The 13,603-nt window shown below is 60.7% G+C and carries 18 protein-coding genes; 11 read left to right on the forward strand and 7 right to left on the reverse strand.

The window, feature by feature from the left end; genetic code table 11:
* Positions 1-30: 30 nt before the first annotated feature.
* The 3 genes from K1W69_RS11950 to K1W69_RS11960 are packed head-to-tail and all read left to right on the forward strand — an operon-like array spanning position 31 to position 2,209.
* Positions 31-399, forward strand: a complete 369-nt coding sequence (locus K1W69_RS11950; protein WP_220228574.1) for a DUF805 domain-containing protein — start codon at positions 31-33, stop codon at positions 397-399.
* Positions 400-449: 50 nt separating this feature from the next.
* On the forward strand, positions 450-1,643 hold the full coding sequence (gene dapE, locus K1W69_RS11955) for a succinyl-diaminopimelate desuccinylase (RefSeq protein WP_220228575.1): 1,194 nt from the start codon (positions 450-452) through the stop codon (positions 1,641-1,643).
* Positions 1,640-2,209 (forward strand): hypothetical protein, encoded by a 570-nt coding sequence (locus K1W69_RS11960; protein WP_220228576.1) that lies wholly within the window; start codon positions 1,640-1,642, stop codon positions 2,207-2,209. The genes dapE and K1W69_RS11960 overlap by 4 nt, the downstream gene beginning before the upstream one ends.
* A gap of 2 nt (positions 2,210-2,211) precedes the next feature.
* Here the strand turns inward: K1W69_RS11960 and arsC are convergent, their stop codons facing one another.
* From arsC to def, 4 genes are read right to left on the reverse strand one after another with little or no spacing between them, the layout of a single operon-like run.
* Entirely contained in the window at positions 2,212-2,613 is a 402-nt protein-coding gene (gene arsC, locus K1W69_RS11965; protein WP_220228577.1) for an arsenate reductase (glutaredoxin), read from the reverse strand.
* 10 nt (positions 2,614-2,623) lie between these two features.
* Positions 2,624-3,367: a tRNA pseudouridine(38-40) synthase TruA gene (gene truA, locus K1W69_RS11970; RefSeq protein WP_220228578.1), complete on the reverse strand. Its 744-nt coding sequence runs from the start codon at positions 3,365-3,367 to the stop codon at positions 2,624-2,626.
* On the reverse strand, positions 3,367-4,296 hold the full coding sequence (fmt, locus tag K1W69_RS11975; protein WP_220228579.1) for a methionyl-tRNA formyltransferase: 930 nt from the start codon (positions 4,294-4,296) through the stop codon (positions 3,367-3,369). Before fmt ends, truA begins: the two co-directional genes overlap by 1 nt.
* 39 nt (positions 4,297-4,335) lie before the next feature.
* On the reverse strand, positions 4,336-4,860 hold the full coding sequence (def, locus tag K1W69_RS11980; protein ID WP_220228580.1) for a peptide deformylase: 525 nt from the start codon (positions 4,858-4,860) through the stop codon (positions 4,336-4,338).
* Between the two features lie 102 nt (positions 4,861-4,962).
* Between def and K1W69_RS11985 the strand changes: the two genes are divergently transcribed.
* Positions 4,963-6,219 carry a DNA recombination protein RmuC gene (locus K1W69_RS11985; RefSeq protein WP_220228581.1) on the forward strand — a complete coding sequence of 419 codons (1,257 nt, stop codon included), beginning with the start codon at positions 4,963-4,965 and terminating at the stop codon, positions 6,217-6,219.
* A 23-nt stretch (positions 6,220-6,242) separates the two neighbouring features.
* Here the strand turns inward: K1W69_RS11985 and irrA are convergent, their stop codons facing one another.
* Positions 6,243-6,680 (reverse strand): iron response transcriptional regulator IrrA, encoded by a 438-nt coding sequence (gene irrA, locus K1W69_RS11990; RefSeq protein ID WP_220228582.1) that lies wholly within the window; start codon positions 6,678-6,680, stop codon positions 6,243-6,245.
* Between the two features lie 380 nt (positions 6,681-7,060).
* Here irrA and fabA point away from each other — a divergent pair, with 380 nt between their 5' ends.
* The 4 genes from fabA to K1W69_RS27045 are packed head-to-tail and all read left to right on the forward strand — an operon-like array spanning position 7,061 to position 10,040.
* Positions 7,061-7,573 carry a 3-hydroxyacyl-[acyl-carrier-protein] dehydratase FabA gene (fabA, locus tag K1W69_RS11995; RefSeq protein WP_220228583.1) on the forward strand — a complete coding sequence of 171 codons (513 nt, stop codon included), beginning with the start codon at positions 7,061-7,063 and terminating at the stop codon, positions 7,571-7,573.
* Positions 7,574-7,632: 59 nt separating this feature from the next.
* Positions 7,633-8,853, forward strand: coding sequence for a beta-ketoacyl-ACP synthase I (gene fabB / locus K1W69_RS12000; protein WP_220228584.1), 1,221 nt, complete (start codon positions 7,633-7,635; stop codon positions 8,851-8,853).
* A 9-nt stretch (positions 8,854-8,862) separates the two neighbouring features.
* Entirely contained in the window at positions 8,863-9,675 is an 813-nt protein-coding gene (gene fabI / locus K1W69_RS12005; RefSeq protein ID WP_220228585.1) for an enoyl-ACP reductase FabI, read from the forward strand.
* Between the two features lie 8 nt (positions 9,676-9,683).
* A complete protein-coding gene (locus K1W69_RS27045) occupies positions 9,684-10,040 on the forward strand; it encodes an antitoxin Xre/MbcA/ParS toxin-binding domain-containing protein (protein ID WP_258571088.1) in 357 nt (118 codons plus the stop codon).
* A gap of 185 nt (positions 10,041-10,225) precedes the next feature.
* Here K1W69_RS27045 and K1W69_RS12015 read toward each other — a convergent pair whose 3' ends face one another.
* Positions 10,226-10,777, reverse strand: a complete 552-nt coding sequence (locus K1W69_RS12015; protein WP_220228587.1) for a hypothetical protein — start codon at positions 10,775-10,777, stop codon at positions 10,226-10,228.
* 251 nt (positions 10,778-11,028) lie between these two features.
* Positions 11,029-12,198, reverse strand: a complete 1,170-nt coding sequence (locus K1W69_RS12020) for an MFS transporter (RefSeq protein WP_220228588.1) — start codon at positions 12,196-12,198, stop codon at positions 11,029-11,031.
* Positions 12,199-12,261: 63 nt separating this feature from the next.
* On the opposite strand from K1W69_RS12020, the gene K1W69_RS12025 reads away from it, so the two are divergent.
* The 3 genes from K1W69_RS12025 to K1W69_RS12035 are packed head-to-tail and all read left to right on the forward strand — an operon-like array spanning position 12,262 to position 13,602.
* Positions 12,262-13,179, forward strand: a complete 918-nt coding sequence (locus K1W69_RS12025) for a LysR substrate-binding domain-containing protein (protein ID WP_258571009.1) — start codon at positions 12,262-12,264, stop codon at positions 13,177-13,179.
* A gap of 29 nt (positions 13,180-13,208) precedes the next feature.
* On the forward strand, positions 13,209-13,427 hold the full coding sequence (locus K1W69_RS12030; RefSeq protein ID WP_220228589.1) for a hypothetical protein: 219 nt from the start codon (positions 13,209-13,211) through the stop codon (positions 13,425-13,427).
* A gap of 37 nt (positions 13,428-13,464) precedes the next feature.
* Positions 13,465-13,602 carry a hypothetical protein gene (locus tag K1W69_RS12035; protein WP_258571010.1) on the forward strand — a complete coding sequence of 46 codons (138 nt, stop codon included), beginning with the start codon at positions 13,465-13,467 and terminating at the stop codon, positions 13,600-13,602.
* The last annotated feature ends 1 nt before the right edge of the window (position 13,603 follow it).

The following is a 13,603-nucleotide window of genomic DNA, read 5'->3' on the forward strand; positions in this document are numbered from 1 at the left end:
CCGGCGGGACATAAAGGACACGGAAAACCGATGAAACCGGACATGCGATGGGTCTTCCTCGGTTTTTCCGGGCGGCTTGGCCGCCTTCCGTTTCTGCTCGGCTATCTGTTCGTGACGGCCGTCGGCTTCGTGATCCTGAACCAGGTCCGGTTGGCGGACGAGGACAGCATCCGCCAGGGGACCTGGGCCCTTCTGTTCATCGCATACGGGGTAATGTCGGTCTGGTCTGTCCTCGCCCTGGTAGTCAAACGCCTGCACGACATCGGGTTTCCGGGTCCGCTGTCGATCATGCTTTTCGTGCCCTTCATCAATTTGGGGGTGTTCCTCGGCCTTTGCCTGTGGCCCGGAGCCGCCGGCGCAAACGCCTATGGCGACGAACCGAACCGGCCAAAGAGCTGATGCAAGGCAACGGTGATGACAAACCGCGCCGAGTTGGATAATCCATCGCAATGACTTCATCCGATCCGATCGAAAATCTCGCCGCGCTTATCCGCTGCGCTTCCGTCACGCCGCAGGACGACGGCGCGCTCTCCTGCCTGCAGGCGATGCTCGAGCCGCTCGGTTTTTCGAGCGACCGCCGCGTCTTCGAGGACACGGATACGCCAGCGATCGACAATCTCTATGCGCGGCTGGGCGACAGCGGTCCGCATCTGATGTTCGCCGGCCACACGGACGTGGTGCCGCCGGGCAACGAGGCCGCCTGGACACATCCGCCATTCGACGCCGCAATCGCCGACGGCCGGATCTACGGGCGCGGCGCCGTCGACATGAAGGGCGGGATCGCCTGTTTCGTCGCAGCTGTGGCGCGGTTTGTCGAAGCGCATGGCCAGCCGGAAGGCTCGATCTCGCTGCTGATCACCGGGGACGAGGAAGGCCCCGCCGTCAACGGCACGGTCAAACTGCTGGAATGGGCGGCCGGAAAGGGCGAACGCTGGGACGGCTGCATTGTCGGAGAGCCAACCAATCCAGAGTCCCTCGGCGACATGATCAAGATCGGGCGGCGCGGCTCGCTAAGCGGCCGGATCACGGTCAACGGCGTTCAGGGCCACGTGGCCTATCCGCACCTCGCCGACAATCCGCTGCGCGCGCTGACGCCAATGCTTGACGCGCTGATGAACCCGCAGTTGGACGCAGGCACGGACGCTTTTCCGCCGACCAACCTGGAAGTCACCACCGTCGACGTCGGCAATCCGGCTTTGAATGTCATTCCGGCGAGCGCGCGGGCGAGCTTCAATATCCGCTTCAACGACACGTGGAGCGGTGAAACGCTGCGCGCCGAGATCAAAAACAGGCTCGAAAAGGCCGCGCGCGACGACGGATTGCGGCCCGGCCGCGGGCCTGCCGACTATGCGCTGGAATGGGTCGACCGCGTGAGCCCTGTCTTTCTCACCCGCGACGAGGCGCTGATCGGCGCGATGCGCGACGCGGTAAAAACGGTCACGGACCGGGAGCCGGCGCTATCCACCACAGGCGGCACATCCGACGCGCGCTTCATCAAGGATTACTGCCCTGTGCTGGAGTTCGGCCTTGTCGGCGACACCATGCACATGATCGACGAGAACGCCGGTCTCGATGATCTCGAGGGTCTGACGCAGATCTATCTCGCCTTCCTCGAACGCTGGTTCAGCAAGACGCCGCGATGATCCCTTCCCTCGACGAAGTCGGACACTATCTGCGCGGCGTGTGGCTGCTGATACGCAACGACCCGGCGGGCATGCAGTATCTCGACTTCAGCAATCGCGGTTTTTGGCGCTCGTTCTGGGCCTATTTCTACATGCTGCCGGTTTATATCTATTCCTGGATCGACCTGCGCAACGTCATCCTGGCTTCCGATCCGCAAGCCTCTCCAGGGCTCGATTTCTTTTTGCGCCAGGCCGCTGAAAGCGCGCTGACGATCGCGACGTTTCTGGCGCTGCTCGCCCTGCTTTCGCGGCCGCTGGGCTTCAGCCATCGTTTCGGGCACTGGCTGATCGCGTCCAACTGGTACGGACTCGCCTTTTCCTATGTGCTGACCGCGCCGCAGGTTCTCCACCGCTTCATGCCGGAATCACCGCTGCCGGCCCTGCTGACATTCACGCTGATCATATTTTCCATCTGGGCGAGTTTCCGCGTCTATCGCCGCGTCCTCGCGGACAACGCACCCGTCGCGATTTTCATCATCGCGATGGAGTTCGGCTGGGTGTTCCTGACCTACTATCTGTTCGGTTGAGCCTATTTGCGAACGACCTCGCCGTCCTCCTTCGCGAAGGCGCCGATATCCGGATTGTCCAGAAGCTCCAGAACCTTCTCCGAAGGCCTGCAGAGAGCCGCGCCCTTGTCCGCCACGACCACCGGCCGGTTCATCAGGATTGGATGCTCGACCATGAAGTCGATCAGCTGGTCGTCGCTCCATTTCGGATCGTCGAGGGCAAGCTCGTCATAGGGCGTGCCCTTGCGGCGCAGAAGATCGCGCACGGGCATGTCCATGGCGGCGATCAGCGCGACGAGCTTGTCGCGGCCGGGCGGCGTTTTCAGATACTCGATGACCTCCGGCTCGACGCCGGACTGCCGGATCATCGCCAGCGTGTTGCGCGACGTGCCGCAGGCGGGGTTGTGGTAGATGGTGACTGACATTGCTTTGTCCTCAGTAGTCGACTCTCAGAAAATACAGGCCTTCCGGCCCCGCGACCGGTCCGCAGGCGGCCCTATTGCGCGCTTCAAGCGCGGCCTTGACGTCGTCCGGCGTCCAGGACCCCTCGCCGACCACCCGCAACGTGCCCGCAAAGGAACGGATCTGGTTGTGAAGGAAGGATCGCGCCGAAGCGTGGATCGTTACATTATGACCGTCGCGTGTGACATCCAGACGATCAAGCGACTTGACGGGATCCCTGGCCTGGCACTGGACCGAGCGGAAAGTGGTGAAATCGTGCCGCCCGACGAGCAACTGGGCCGCCTCGTGCATCGCCGCGTGATCGAGCGGGCGCGGCGCCCACAGCGCATGCTTCCTCTCCAGCGCCAGCGGCGCCGGACGGTTGACGATGCGATAGACGTAGTGACGGGCGACGGCGGAGAACCGGGCGTCGAAATCGGCCTCGGCCGGCATCGCCTCGATGATGGCGATGGTGTCGCCCGCCTGGCCAAGATGGGCGTTGAGCGCGTTGCGAACGGTTTCCGCCGGCCATTGCTTTTGAAAATCCAGATGGGCGACCTGGCCGAGCGCGTGCACGCCGGCGTCGGTGCGCCCGGCGCCGCGCACCGTGATCGTCTCGCCGGTGAATTTCAGCGCGGCTTCCTCGATGGCGCCCTGGATCGAACGGCCATTGTCCTGCCGTTGCCAGCCGACATAGCCCGTGCCGTCATATTCGACGGTCAGGCGATAGCGCGGCATCAGCCGATCACCGCGCCGGGAGCGACGGCGGCGCCGCGCAGGAAATCCTCCGCCGTCATCGCCTTGCCGCCGGCTTTCTGCAGTTCGACAAGCCGGACGGCGCCGTCGCCGCAGGCGACGCTCAAGCGGTCGTCAAGCACGGTTCCGGGCTCACCGCCGCCTTCAGCCAGTTGCGAGCGCAGCAGTTTGACGCGCTCGGCCTTGCCGCCGAGCATCATCTCTGTCCAGGCGCCGGGAAAGGGCGACAGTCCGCGGATCCGGTTGTGAACCTCCGTAGCCGGCTGGGTAAAGTCGATCCGTGTCTCCGCCTTGGTGATCTTTTCGGCGTAGAGCACGCCGTCTTCCGGTTGCGGGGTCAGCGTCAGCGAATCGCGCTCGAGAGCGGCCATCGCCCGCTGCATCAGGTCCGCGCCGATCAGCATAAGCTGGTCGTGCAGCTCGCCCGCCGTCATGTCGGGACCGATTTCCACCCGCTCCTCCATGGCGACAGGGCCTGTGTCGAGCCCTTCGTCCATCTTCATAACCATGGTCCCGGTTTCCCTGTCGCCGGCCATGATCGCCCGCTGGATCGGAGCCGCCCCGCGCCAGCGCGGCAGGAGAGACGCATGGCCGTTGTAACAGCCAAGGCGCGTTCCCTCGAGAATGGGCTTCGGGAGAATGAGGCCGTAGGCGACGACAACCGCGACATCGGCGTCGAGCGCACGGAATTCTTCCTGTTCTTCTTCGCTTTTAAGACTTTTCGGGGTTCGCACGGGAAAGCCGAGGATTTCGGCCTGCCGGTGGACCGGCGACTTGACCGTTTCCAGGCCGCGCCGGCCGCCGGGCCGCGGCGGCTGGGAATAGACCGCGACGATCTCGTGTCCATAGCCGGCAAGGGACGCCAGCGTCGGAACGGCGAAGTCGGGTGTCCCCATGAAGATGATGCGCAAGGATCGCTCCCGGATGTTTCTTTGCCCGCAGGCGGCCTGTCACATCGCCGGCTGGCCGCGGGACTTCGCCAGTTTGGTGAATTTCCGGATGACCATGTCGCGTTTCAGCTTCGACAGATAGTCGATGAAAAGCACGCCGTTCAGGTGGTCGATCTCGTGCTGCAGGCATGTCGCAAGAATGCCGTCGGCCTCGATGGTCTGGCGCGCGCCGTAATAGTCGACATAGTCGACGGTCACCGACGCCGGCCGCTCGACCTCGGCGTAGTAGTCCGGGATCGACAGACAGCCTTCCTCGTAGACGGACCGCTCGTCCGATGACGCCAGGATCTTCGGATTGAAGAACACCATCGGCGCTTTTTCCTCGTCGTCGCCTGAACAGTCGACGACCACGATGTTGCGCGGAACGCCGATCTGGATTCCGGCGAGGCCGATGCCAGGCGCGTCGTACATGGTTTCCAGCATGTCGTCGGCGAGCTTGCGGACGGACTCGTCCACCTGCTCGAAATCCTCTGATTTCTTTCTGAGAACCGGATCGGGAAGAAGAACGATAGGCTTGATTGTCATGGCATGCACTTAAGCATTCGGCGCGCCCGGGTCAATTCTCCGGATTATCCATGTTCCCGTTTTGATCTGGCATTGGCGGGCGAATCAGATAGAGTCGCGCCCATGGATCCTGTTCAGCTATCATTCGACCAGCCCGTGCTGCAGGCGGGCGAGACGACCGTAACGCTTGGCATGGCGCTCGCCGTCGCCGTCGCGATCGTGATTCTTCTTTTTATTCTCGCCGTTTCGATCGCGCGCCGATCCGCCCGCCGACGGGCGGAAGCCGCTGAAGCCGCGCGCCAGGACGCCGCCAGACGCGCCGCCGAGACCGAGACCCGGCTGGCCGACATTCTGAAAACCCAGTCGGAGATGCAGGGCCGCATGGCGACGATCGCCGAAGTGTTCGGCACGCGCCAGACGGAAATCAACAAGTCGATCAACGAACGCCTCGACGGCATGACCCAGCGGCTGGGCGCGACGATCAGCGAGCAGACAAAGTCCACGCATGAAAACCTGGCGCGGCTGCAGGAACGGCTTGCCGTGATCGACACGGCGCAGAACAACATCCAGGCGCTCGCCAAGGATGTCGTCGGCCTGCAGGCGATCCTCGCCAACAAGCAGACGCGCGGCGCATTCGGCCAGGCCCGCATGGAGGCGATCATCGCCGACGGCCTGCCCTCGAACGCCTATGCATTCCAGGCGACGCTGAGTAATGGCAACCGGCCGGACTGTCTGGTCTACATGCCCAATGACGCCCCTGCCCTTGTCGTCGACGCCAAGTTTCCGCTGGAAGCCTGGAACGCCATTCGCGAGAACGAGGATCCGGAAGCCTCAAAACAGAAGGCGCAGCAGTTTCGTCGCGACGTGGAAGTGCATATCCGCGATATCGCGGACAAATATCTGATCACCGGCGAAACCCAGGACACGGCCTTCATGTTCGTGCCGTCGGAATCGATCTTCGCCGAAATCCACGAGAATTTTGAAGCCACGATCCAGAAGGCGCACCGCTCGCGCGTCGTGCTGGTGTCGCCGTCGCTGCTTATGCTGTCGCTGCAGGTGGTTCAGGCGATCCTGAAGGACGCGCGCATGCGTGAACAGGCGCATCTGATCCAGGGCGAGGTGGCGCGGCTGATGGACGACCTGACCCGGCTGGACGATCGCGTCGGCAAGCTGCAGACCCATTTCGGCCAGGCGCAGCGGGACATCGACCAGATTCTCACGACAACCGGCAAGATCACCAAGCGCGGCGCAAAGATCGAAGCGCTGGAGATCGAGGCCGATCCGTCGTCAGAAAGACCGGCCGCGCCTGAACAGGAAAGCAAGCCGGTGTCCGTGCCCGGTCACACGGGCGCGTTGAAACTGCACGCCGGCGGGCAGTAGGTCTTACTACAAGGATCGGTTGGTCAGGAAGACTTGCGACGGAGGCGGATCACCACATCGACATGGGCGATTTCCATGCCTTCGGGGGCTTCCGGCAAGCCGTTTACGCTCAATCCGCTGACGGGAATGTCCATCACCTCAGATTCGCCTTCGACGAAGAAATGGTGGTGATCGGAGGTATTGGTGTCGAAATAGGTCTTGGCCGATTCGACAGCGAGAACCCTCAACATGCCCGCATCGGTAAACTGGTGCAGCGTATTGTAAACGGTGGCGAGCGACACAGGCACGCCGGCCGTTACGGCCTCGTCATGCAGTTCCTCGGCGGTCAGATGGCGGTCACCCTTGGCGAATAACAGCCCTGCGAGCGCTATTCTCTGGCGCGTCGGACGCAGGCCCGCAGAACGGAGGCGATCGCCGGCGAAGCGCGTCGGGCACGTCTTTTGTTCTGTAAGATGATGCATTTCTCTTCGTCTTGGCCGCAAATGGTTGAAATTGATCACATGTATATATCCGGACTGAGCCCATCTTTCAATAGTTGAGTTCTCAAGTCCTATTTTACGTCTCAGCCTGACTATACGGAAAATGATCCGATTTCGCCATCCCCATGGTTTCCGCCACCCGAGGTAATGTGATAGATGATCGGCGAAATTCACAGCGGAGTCGACCTGGCCACCGGAAAAGCCGGCAATGCACATGTCGGCTACACCCCCCGCGGCCCTGAATTCCCGGCGCAATCGGAAGTTCGCAACGGGGTTTCTTTGTGCTAAGGCGGGCCAGGCAAGCAAGAACAGGGACTGCGCCGCTACTGACGGCGTGGCGTTTTCGGGAGTAACTTCAGTACATGAACACCAGGAAATCCAGCTTCAGCTACGATGACATTCTGACTTGCTCGCATGGCGACATGTTTGGACAGGGCAACGCACAGCTTCCGCTTCCGCCGATGCTGATGTTTCATCGTATCACGGCCATTTCGGAAACGGGCGGCGAATACGGCAAAGGCTATGTCCGGGCCGAATTCGACGTCACACCCGAACTCTGGTTCTTCAAATGCCATTTCGAGGGCGACCCCGTAATGCCCGGTTGCCTGGGTCTTGACGCTTTGTGGCAGATGACCGGCTTCTTTCTCGGCTGGCTCGGCGAACCCGGTCGCGGCCGGGCGATTTCCTGCGGCGAGGTCAAACTCACCAAGATGGTGACCCCCGAGACCAAGCTTGTGGAATTCGGCGTTGATTTCAAGCGCGTCATCCGTGGACGTCTGGTGCTTGGCATCGGCGACGGGTGGGCGAACGCCGACGGCGAACCGTCCTACAAGGCAAGCGATCTGCGCGTTGGCCTTTTCCAGGAAAAGGCGTAGGAACCGGTTCCGAATACTCTCGGATCCAGCATCGACAGGCTTTGCGGAAAGGACACCGTATGAAAAGAGTTGTCGTCACCGGAATGGGGATCGTCTCCTCCATCGGGAACAATGCGCAGGAAGTCACCGACTCGTTGCGCAACGCCCGGTCCGGCATTACCTTTTCCCAGGATTTTGCCGACCACGGCTTCAAATGCCAGGTATGGGGCGCGCCGACGCTCGACCCCACCGATCTGGTCGACCGCCGCGCCATGCGGTTTCTGAGCAAGGGCGGCGCGTGGAATCACGTCGCCATGCTGCAGGCGATCGAAGACAGCGGCGTTGAACAGGACGATATTTCCAGCGAGCGGACAGGCATCGTGATGGGATCCGGCGGGCCGTCGACCCGCACCATCGTCGACGCCGCGGACACCACCCGCGAGAAAGGAAGCCCGCGACGGATCGGACCCTTTGCAGTGCCGAAGGCGATGTCGTCGACAGCCTCTGCGACGCTCGCCACGTGGTTCAAGATTCACGGAGTGAACTACTCGATCTCCTCGGCGTGTTCGACTTCGGCGCATTGCATCGGGAACGCCTACGAACTCATCCAGATGGGCAAGCAGGACATGGTGTTCGCCGGCGGCCACGAGGATCTCGACTGGACCATGTCGAACCTTTTCGACGCGATGGGCGCGATGACTTCGAAATTCAACGACAGCGCCGCCACCGCATCGCGCGCCTACGACATCAGCCGCGACGGCTTCGTCATCGCCGGCGGCGCCGGCGTGCTGATCCTGGAAGAGCTGGAGCATGCGAAAGCTCGCGGCGCCAAGATCTATGGCGAGATTGTCGGCTACGGCGCGACATCCGACGGCTACGACATGGTCGCGCCGTCCGGCGAAGGCGCAGTGCGCTGCATGAAGCTCGCCCTTTCAACAGTCGACGGTCCGGTGGACTATATCAATACGCACGGAACCTCGACGCCGGTCGGAGATGCGGCCGAGATCGGGGCGATCCGCCAGGTTTTCGGCGAAGAGGCGCCCTTTGTCTCCTCGACCAAATCACTCACCGGACACTCATTGGGAGCGACCGGCGTGCAGGAATCCATCTACACGCTGCTGATGATGAACGAGGGCTTTATCTGCGAGAGCGCCCACATAACGGAGCTCGACCCGGAATTCGAAGGCATACCGATTGTCCGCGAACGTATCGACGATGCGAAAATCGACATCGCCTTGTCGAACTCCTTCGGATTCGGTGGAACCAACGCAACGCTCGTTTTCAAGCGCTATAACGGATAGGTTTTTTCCATGAGTGGATTAATGACGGGCAAACGCGGCCTCATCATGGGAGTCGCAAACGACCATTCAATCGCTTGGGGAATTGCTCAGGCGCTGCATGCACAAGGCGCGGAACTCGCTTTTACCTATCAGGGCGAAGGCTTCGGCAAACGGGTGCGGCCTCTGGCGGAGAAAGTCGGCGCCGATCTCGTCATTCCATGCGACGTGGAAGCCATCGAGACGGTCGATTCCACTTTCGACACCATCGAACAGGCTTGGGGCGGCATCGATTTCGTGGTTCACGCCATCGGCTTTTCCGACCGCAACGAGCTCAAGGGTCTTTATGCGGATACGACACGCGCCAATTTCTCGCGCACCATGGTCATCTCCTGCTTCTCATTCACTGAAATCGCCAAACGCGCGGCCAATCTCATGAAAGACGGCGGATCGATGATCACGCTGACCTACGCCGGCTCGACCCGCGTGATGCCCAACTACAATGTCATGGGCGTCGCCAAGGCTGCGCTCGAGGCGAGCGTACGCTATCTCGCCGCCGATTACGGCCAGGACGGCATTCGCGTGAACGCCATTTCCGCCGGCCCGATCCGCACCCTTGCAGGCTCCGGCGTCGCCAATGCGCGGGAAATGTACAATTTCCAGCAGCGCAACTCGCCGATGCGCCGCACGGTCACGATCGACGATGTGGGCGGTTCGGCGCTTTATCTGCTTTCGGACCTTTCCAATGGCGTGACCGGCGAAATTCACTATGTCGATTCCGGCTACCACATCACGTCGATGCCGATCATCGAGGAACTGAAGAACCGCTATTCAAACGGACAGTGATCATGGTCATGACACGCAGTTCCATCGTGTCAAAGGCAGTCCTAAAGGCCGCTGATCAATTGGGATTGATCGATGAGGAGCTTGCGCGCGTTCTGAGGCTCACACCCGCGCGATCCCTCGTTGCAAAAGCAATCCCTGCCTCTATTTCGGCAGGCGCGAATTCAGATGACAGGGCTCTGCTGCTCATTCGCATTTTTCGGTTACTCGACACGTTGTCGGCCGGTAGCGCGGAGACAATGAGACAGTGGATGCAAAACGAAAATCTGGCGCTGGGGTGCAAACCACGAAATCTTGTGGTGACAGAGGACGGTCTGAGCCGCGTCTTCGATTATCTCAACGGACGCGTGAAGACGCCCGTTCACTAGACGCTAGGTATTCTTGTCTCTTCCGGGCAAACCTTTGAATGGCGCTGTCTTCCGCCCGTATGACGGGACAAAAGGCGGCCGCCGGACGCGTCCGGATTTGTGACGTAGCCGTGTTCTGGCCGCCTTTGTCGGGATATCCTTCCCTGAGAATGAATGCACCTTTCCTGGCGTCTGGCCGTTCGTTGCTATCCATCATGCATACTCCTATTTTTGTAAGGAAATTCGATATGCATGTCCTTTGGATCACGAGCGATATAGATCAGCGGCGCCTCAAACATATTGTCTTCATAATACATGGCAACATCTCGCAGAACCAACTGCCTTAATTGCCCCGTTTCCGAGAATGTATTGACCCATTCTGCGTAAACCACATTCTTTTCCCAATCTCTTACGCGAACATACTCGACCGCGACCCGGGACGAATTGAATATGAAATCCCAGACATCCTCGCCTCCATATCTCTTCGTGGCTCCGATCATCTGCAACATTCGGGTCAGCCATTTTCGGTTTGCAGAGTAGATCCACAAGACCGCCAATACGAATGCAATCGGTATTGACCACAGGATTTCATCGATAAAAACATCCGTGAGAATTGCAGTTCCGTCTGCGTTCTCTAACTTCAGCTCGGAAAAATTGTCGTTGGTTGACTTGTAGATCAGGTAATCGAAGGCGTACGTCGTCAACCCGTGCATCAATGCGCGAACAATTAACTCGGTCTGACTGGGCTTCTCCTTCATGGCGTAGCGTGGGTCTTATGCCGTAAGCGGGATTATGCCGCATGAACGGGATGGCCGGCTATTGTGCCTAAATTCGATGGTGCTTCAGATCGACAAAATCAGCTATCGGTGTTGGGGCGGTATTCTGACTAACAGGACGGAAAGCCGCCAGCAGTTACGAAAGCGTCCCGATACATGGACTACAATTCGCGACCAGGTTTTTGCGGCGAATTTTTCCCACGGCATCAGTGTCGCCAGCTTTGTCGCGAAACTTAGGATTTGCGCGACAACAGCAGTGCCAATGCGGCCGAGATTGCCCCGAAAGCGCACGTGCCGGTCCAGCCCCACACAGCATAGGCAGAGCCACCAATGCCAGCACCGACGGCACCCCCGGCGAGCATGGTTGCCATGAACACGGTGTTGAGCCGGCTTCGGGCGGCCGGATCGAGCGCATAGATGCGCGCCTGATTGGCGACTTGCGAGGACTGCACCGCAAGGTCCATTACCACAATGCCGACAATCAGGCCGATGAGGGAACCTTGCCAAAGCCAGAAGATGAGGAAGGCGAGCACCACAAGGCCTGCGCCGATCGACACGACCATGGCCGGCCCGCGCCGGTCTGCTAAACCTCCGGCGACTGGCGCAGCGAGCGCGCCTGCAACCCCGACAAGTGCCAGAAGACCAACCGCAGTACCACCAAGCTGATAGGTTGGTTCAGCCAACAACAGCGCGAGATTCGACCAAAAACCGATGAAGGCTGCGAAGATCAGGAATTGCACCGCGACCGCTCGCCGGAGAACGCCATACGTCCGCACCAGCGTCCCGAGCGAGCCAAGCAGACGCGGATAGCTCAGATCAGTTGTCGGCGGCACGCGGGGCAACCAGAGCGCCAACGCCACACCGATCGCAATCATCACGGCCGCCGCGAACCAGAACACGAAAGGCCAACCCCAAAGGTCCGAGATTGTGCCGCTGACGGTGCGTGCAACGAGGATGCCGATCAGGATGCCGCCTGTCACCTTGCCGAGAATGCGTCCGCGCTCCATTGGCGGGGCCAGATGCACGGCGAGCGGCACAATCTGCTGCGCAACTGTGGCGAACAGGCCGACCGCGAGGCTGGCTGCGGCAAGCCACACGAACCCCGGCGAGACAGCCGCGCCGATTAGCGCGGCCACAAGGACGGCGATGGTCGCGAGGATGAGGGATTTGCGTTCGAGTCGGTCCCCAAGTGGGGCGAGAAACAGCACGCCGAGCGCATTACCGGCCTGGGTCAGCACCGGCACGATCGCGGCGATCCCCGCTGCCAGCCCGAAATCTGTGGTCAGATGGCCGAGAAATGCCTGATTGTAGTAGCTGTTGGCGACGGCCGCGCCGGCGCCGATCGCCAGGAGACGGACCAGGGCGGCTGACAAGCGTTCGGTTGAGGAATGTTCTGTCTGCATGTGGGCCAGACATACATTTTGGCCTTACTAGTACAAACCATTTCTATTGCCTAATGATTTAGTTTGTCTAAACTCTTCGACATGACATCACCCGTTTCCTTTGGTGCGTTGCGCACTTTTGTCGAGATCGGTCGGCAGGGCAGCATCAAGCGCGCTGCGCAGGAACTGAATGTGACTCCGGGGGCCGTGAGCCAGCAGATCAAGGCGCTGGAGGCGCGCTTCGGCGTCCAACTCCTGGAACGTGGAAACCGCGAGGTGAAGTTATCGGCGCATGGCTTGCGCCTGTTTGGCGAAGTCGCGCCGGCCTTCACGCAGATCGACGCAGCCGTACAACTCTTAGACGATCGAAGGCCAGGGCCGCGTTCTCTGGTCGTCAGCACAACGCCATCCCTCGCGGCGTGCTGGCTAGCGCCACGCATCGGCCGCTTCACCGCGCAACATCCCGATATCGAGATTCAAATTGAAACGTCGGTGCAACTCGCGGACATGACAGGCGGCGCGGTGGATGTGGCGATCAGGCACGGCTCTGGCAACTATCCCGGCCTCAACGCCGCCTTACTTTTTATACCCCAGCTTGTGGCGGTCGCAAGCCCGTCGCTTCTGATCGACGGTCCCTTGAGTCATCCCGCCGATTGTCTACGCTATCCGCTTCTACAGGACCGCGACCGGGCCGATTGGCCGACATGGTTTGAATTGCACGGCGTCAAGCCGACCCGCAATGCAAGAAAGGGGCCGAGCTACGCCGACGACGCCCTGTTAATTCAAGGCGTCATTGCCGGCCAAGGTCTCGCTATCGTGCGAGATGTGTACGCGGCCCTCGCTCTGGACGCGGGCAGCATCGTGCTCGCGCTCGATGCGCCCGTTCCGACGTCGGCGGGGTACTTCGTCGTCGTGCAGCCGGGCAGGATGACTGTGCCAAAGATCGCTGCCTTCCGCCGATGGATCCTAAGTGAGGCCAGCGTCGGAATAAAACCCACTTAAAACAGAAAAACGAGGCTCCACCACGGGGATTGGCGCCGGGCCGCTTTCTGCATTCTCACCCCTATATCTACAGCGATGTCGAAATCGTTGCGATCATCGAGCATGCGCGAATGCTGCCTTCTTTCTACGGCCCTTCGCGGCCTGACCTGCTCGATGCCGAATCCGGCGTGCTTCACATCCAACAGGGCAAGTTCGGCAAAGAACGGCTTCTGCTGCTGGACCCGAGTGTTGTGCAGCGGCCGGGTTGACCAATCGGTGATCGCATTGTGGCTGAGGCATGAATCCGTGGAAACGAGCCAGATCTATATCCACGCCGATATGCGGCTGAAGGAAAAGGCGCTCGTTCAGATCGTCAGCCCGGAAACACATGCGGGGCGGTATCGTCTCAACGATGAACGACTCGCGTATATCGAAGCACTCTGAT

Origin of the sequence: Flavimaribacter sediminis (assembly GCF_019492055.1) — a bacterium.
Lineage (GTDB): Bacteria > Pseudomonadota > Alphaproteobacteria > Rhizobiales > Rhizobiaceae > Flavimaribacter > Flavimaribacter sediminis.

What these genes read in the sequence shown, in the direction of transcription:
- K1W69_RS11950 (WP_220228574.1), top strand. Translation starts at nt 31, where the DNA reads ATGAAACCGGACATGCGATGGGTCTTCCTCGGTTTTTCCGGGCGGCTT.
- dapE (WP_220228575.1), top strand. Translation starts at nt 450, where the DNA reads ATGACTTCATCCGATCCGATCGAAAATCTCGCCGCGCTTATCCGCTGC.
- K1W69_RS11960 (WP_220228576.1), top strand. Translation starts at nt 1,640, where the DNA reads ATGATCCCTTCCCTCGACGAAGTCGGACACTATCTGCGCGGCGTGTGG.
- arsC (WP_220228577.1), bottom strand. Translation starts at nt 2,613, where the DNA reads ATGTCAGTCACCATCTACCACAACCCCGCCTGCGGCACGTCGCGCAAC.
- truA (WP_220228578.1), bottom strand. Translation starts at nt 3,367, where the DNA reads ATGCCGCGCTATCGCCTGACCGTCGAATATGACGGCACGGGCTATGTC.
- def (WP_220228580.1), bottom strand. Translation starts at nt 4,860, where the DNA reads ATGACAATCAAGCCTATCGTTCTTCTTCCCGATCCGGTTCTCAGAAAG.
- K1W69_RS11985 (WP_220228581.1), top strand. Translation starts at nt 4,963, where the DNA reads ATGGATCCTGTTCAGCTATCATTCGACCAGCCCGTGCTGCAGGCGGGC.
- irrA (WP_220228582.1), bottom strand. Translation starts at nt 6,680, where the DNA reads ATGCATCATCTTACAGAACAAAAGACGTGCCCGACGCGCTTCGCCGGC.
- fabA (WP_220228583.1), top strand. Translation starts at nt 7,061, where the DNA reads ATGAACACCAGGAAATCCAGCTTCAGCTACGATGACATTCTGACTTGC.
- fabB (WP_220228584.1), top strand. Translation starts at nt 7,633, where the DNA reads ATGAAAAGAGTTGTCGTCACCGGAATGGGGATCGTCTCCTCCATCGGG.
- fabI (WP_220228585.1), top strand. Translation starts at nt 8,863, where the DNA reads ATGAGTGGATTAATGACGGGCAAACGCGGCCTCATCATGGGAGTCGCA.
- K1W69_RS27045 (WP_258571088.1), top strand. Translation starts at nt 9,684, where the DNA reads ATGACACGCAGTTCCATCGTGTCAAAGGCAGTCCTAAAGGCCGCTGAT.
- K1W69_RS12015 (WP_220228587.1), bottom strand. Translation starts at nt 10,777, where the DNA reads ATGAAGGAGAAGCCCAGTCAGACCGAGTTAATTGTTCGCGCATTGATG.
- K1W69_RS12020 (WP_220228588.1), bottom strand. Translation starts at nt 12,198, where the DNA reads ATGCAGACAGAACATTCCTCAACCGAACGCTTGTCAGCCGCCCTGGTC.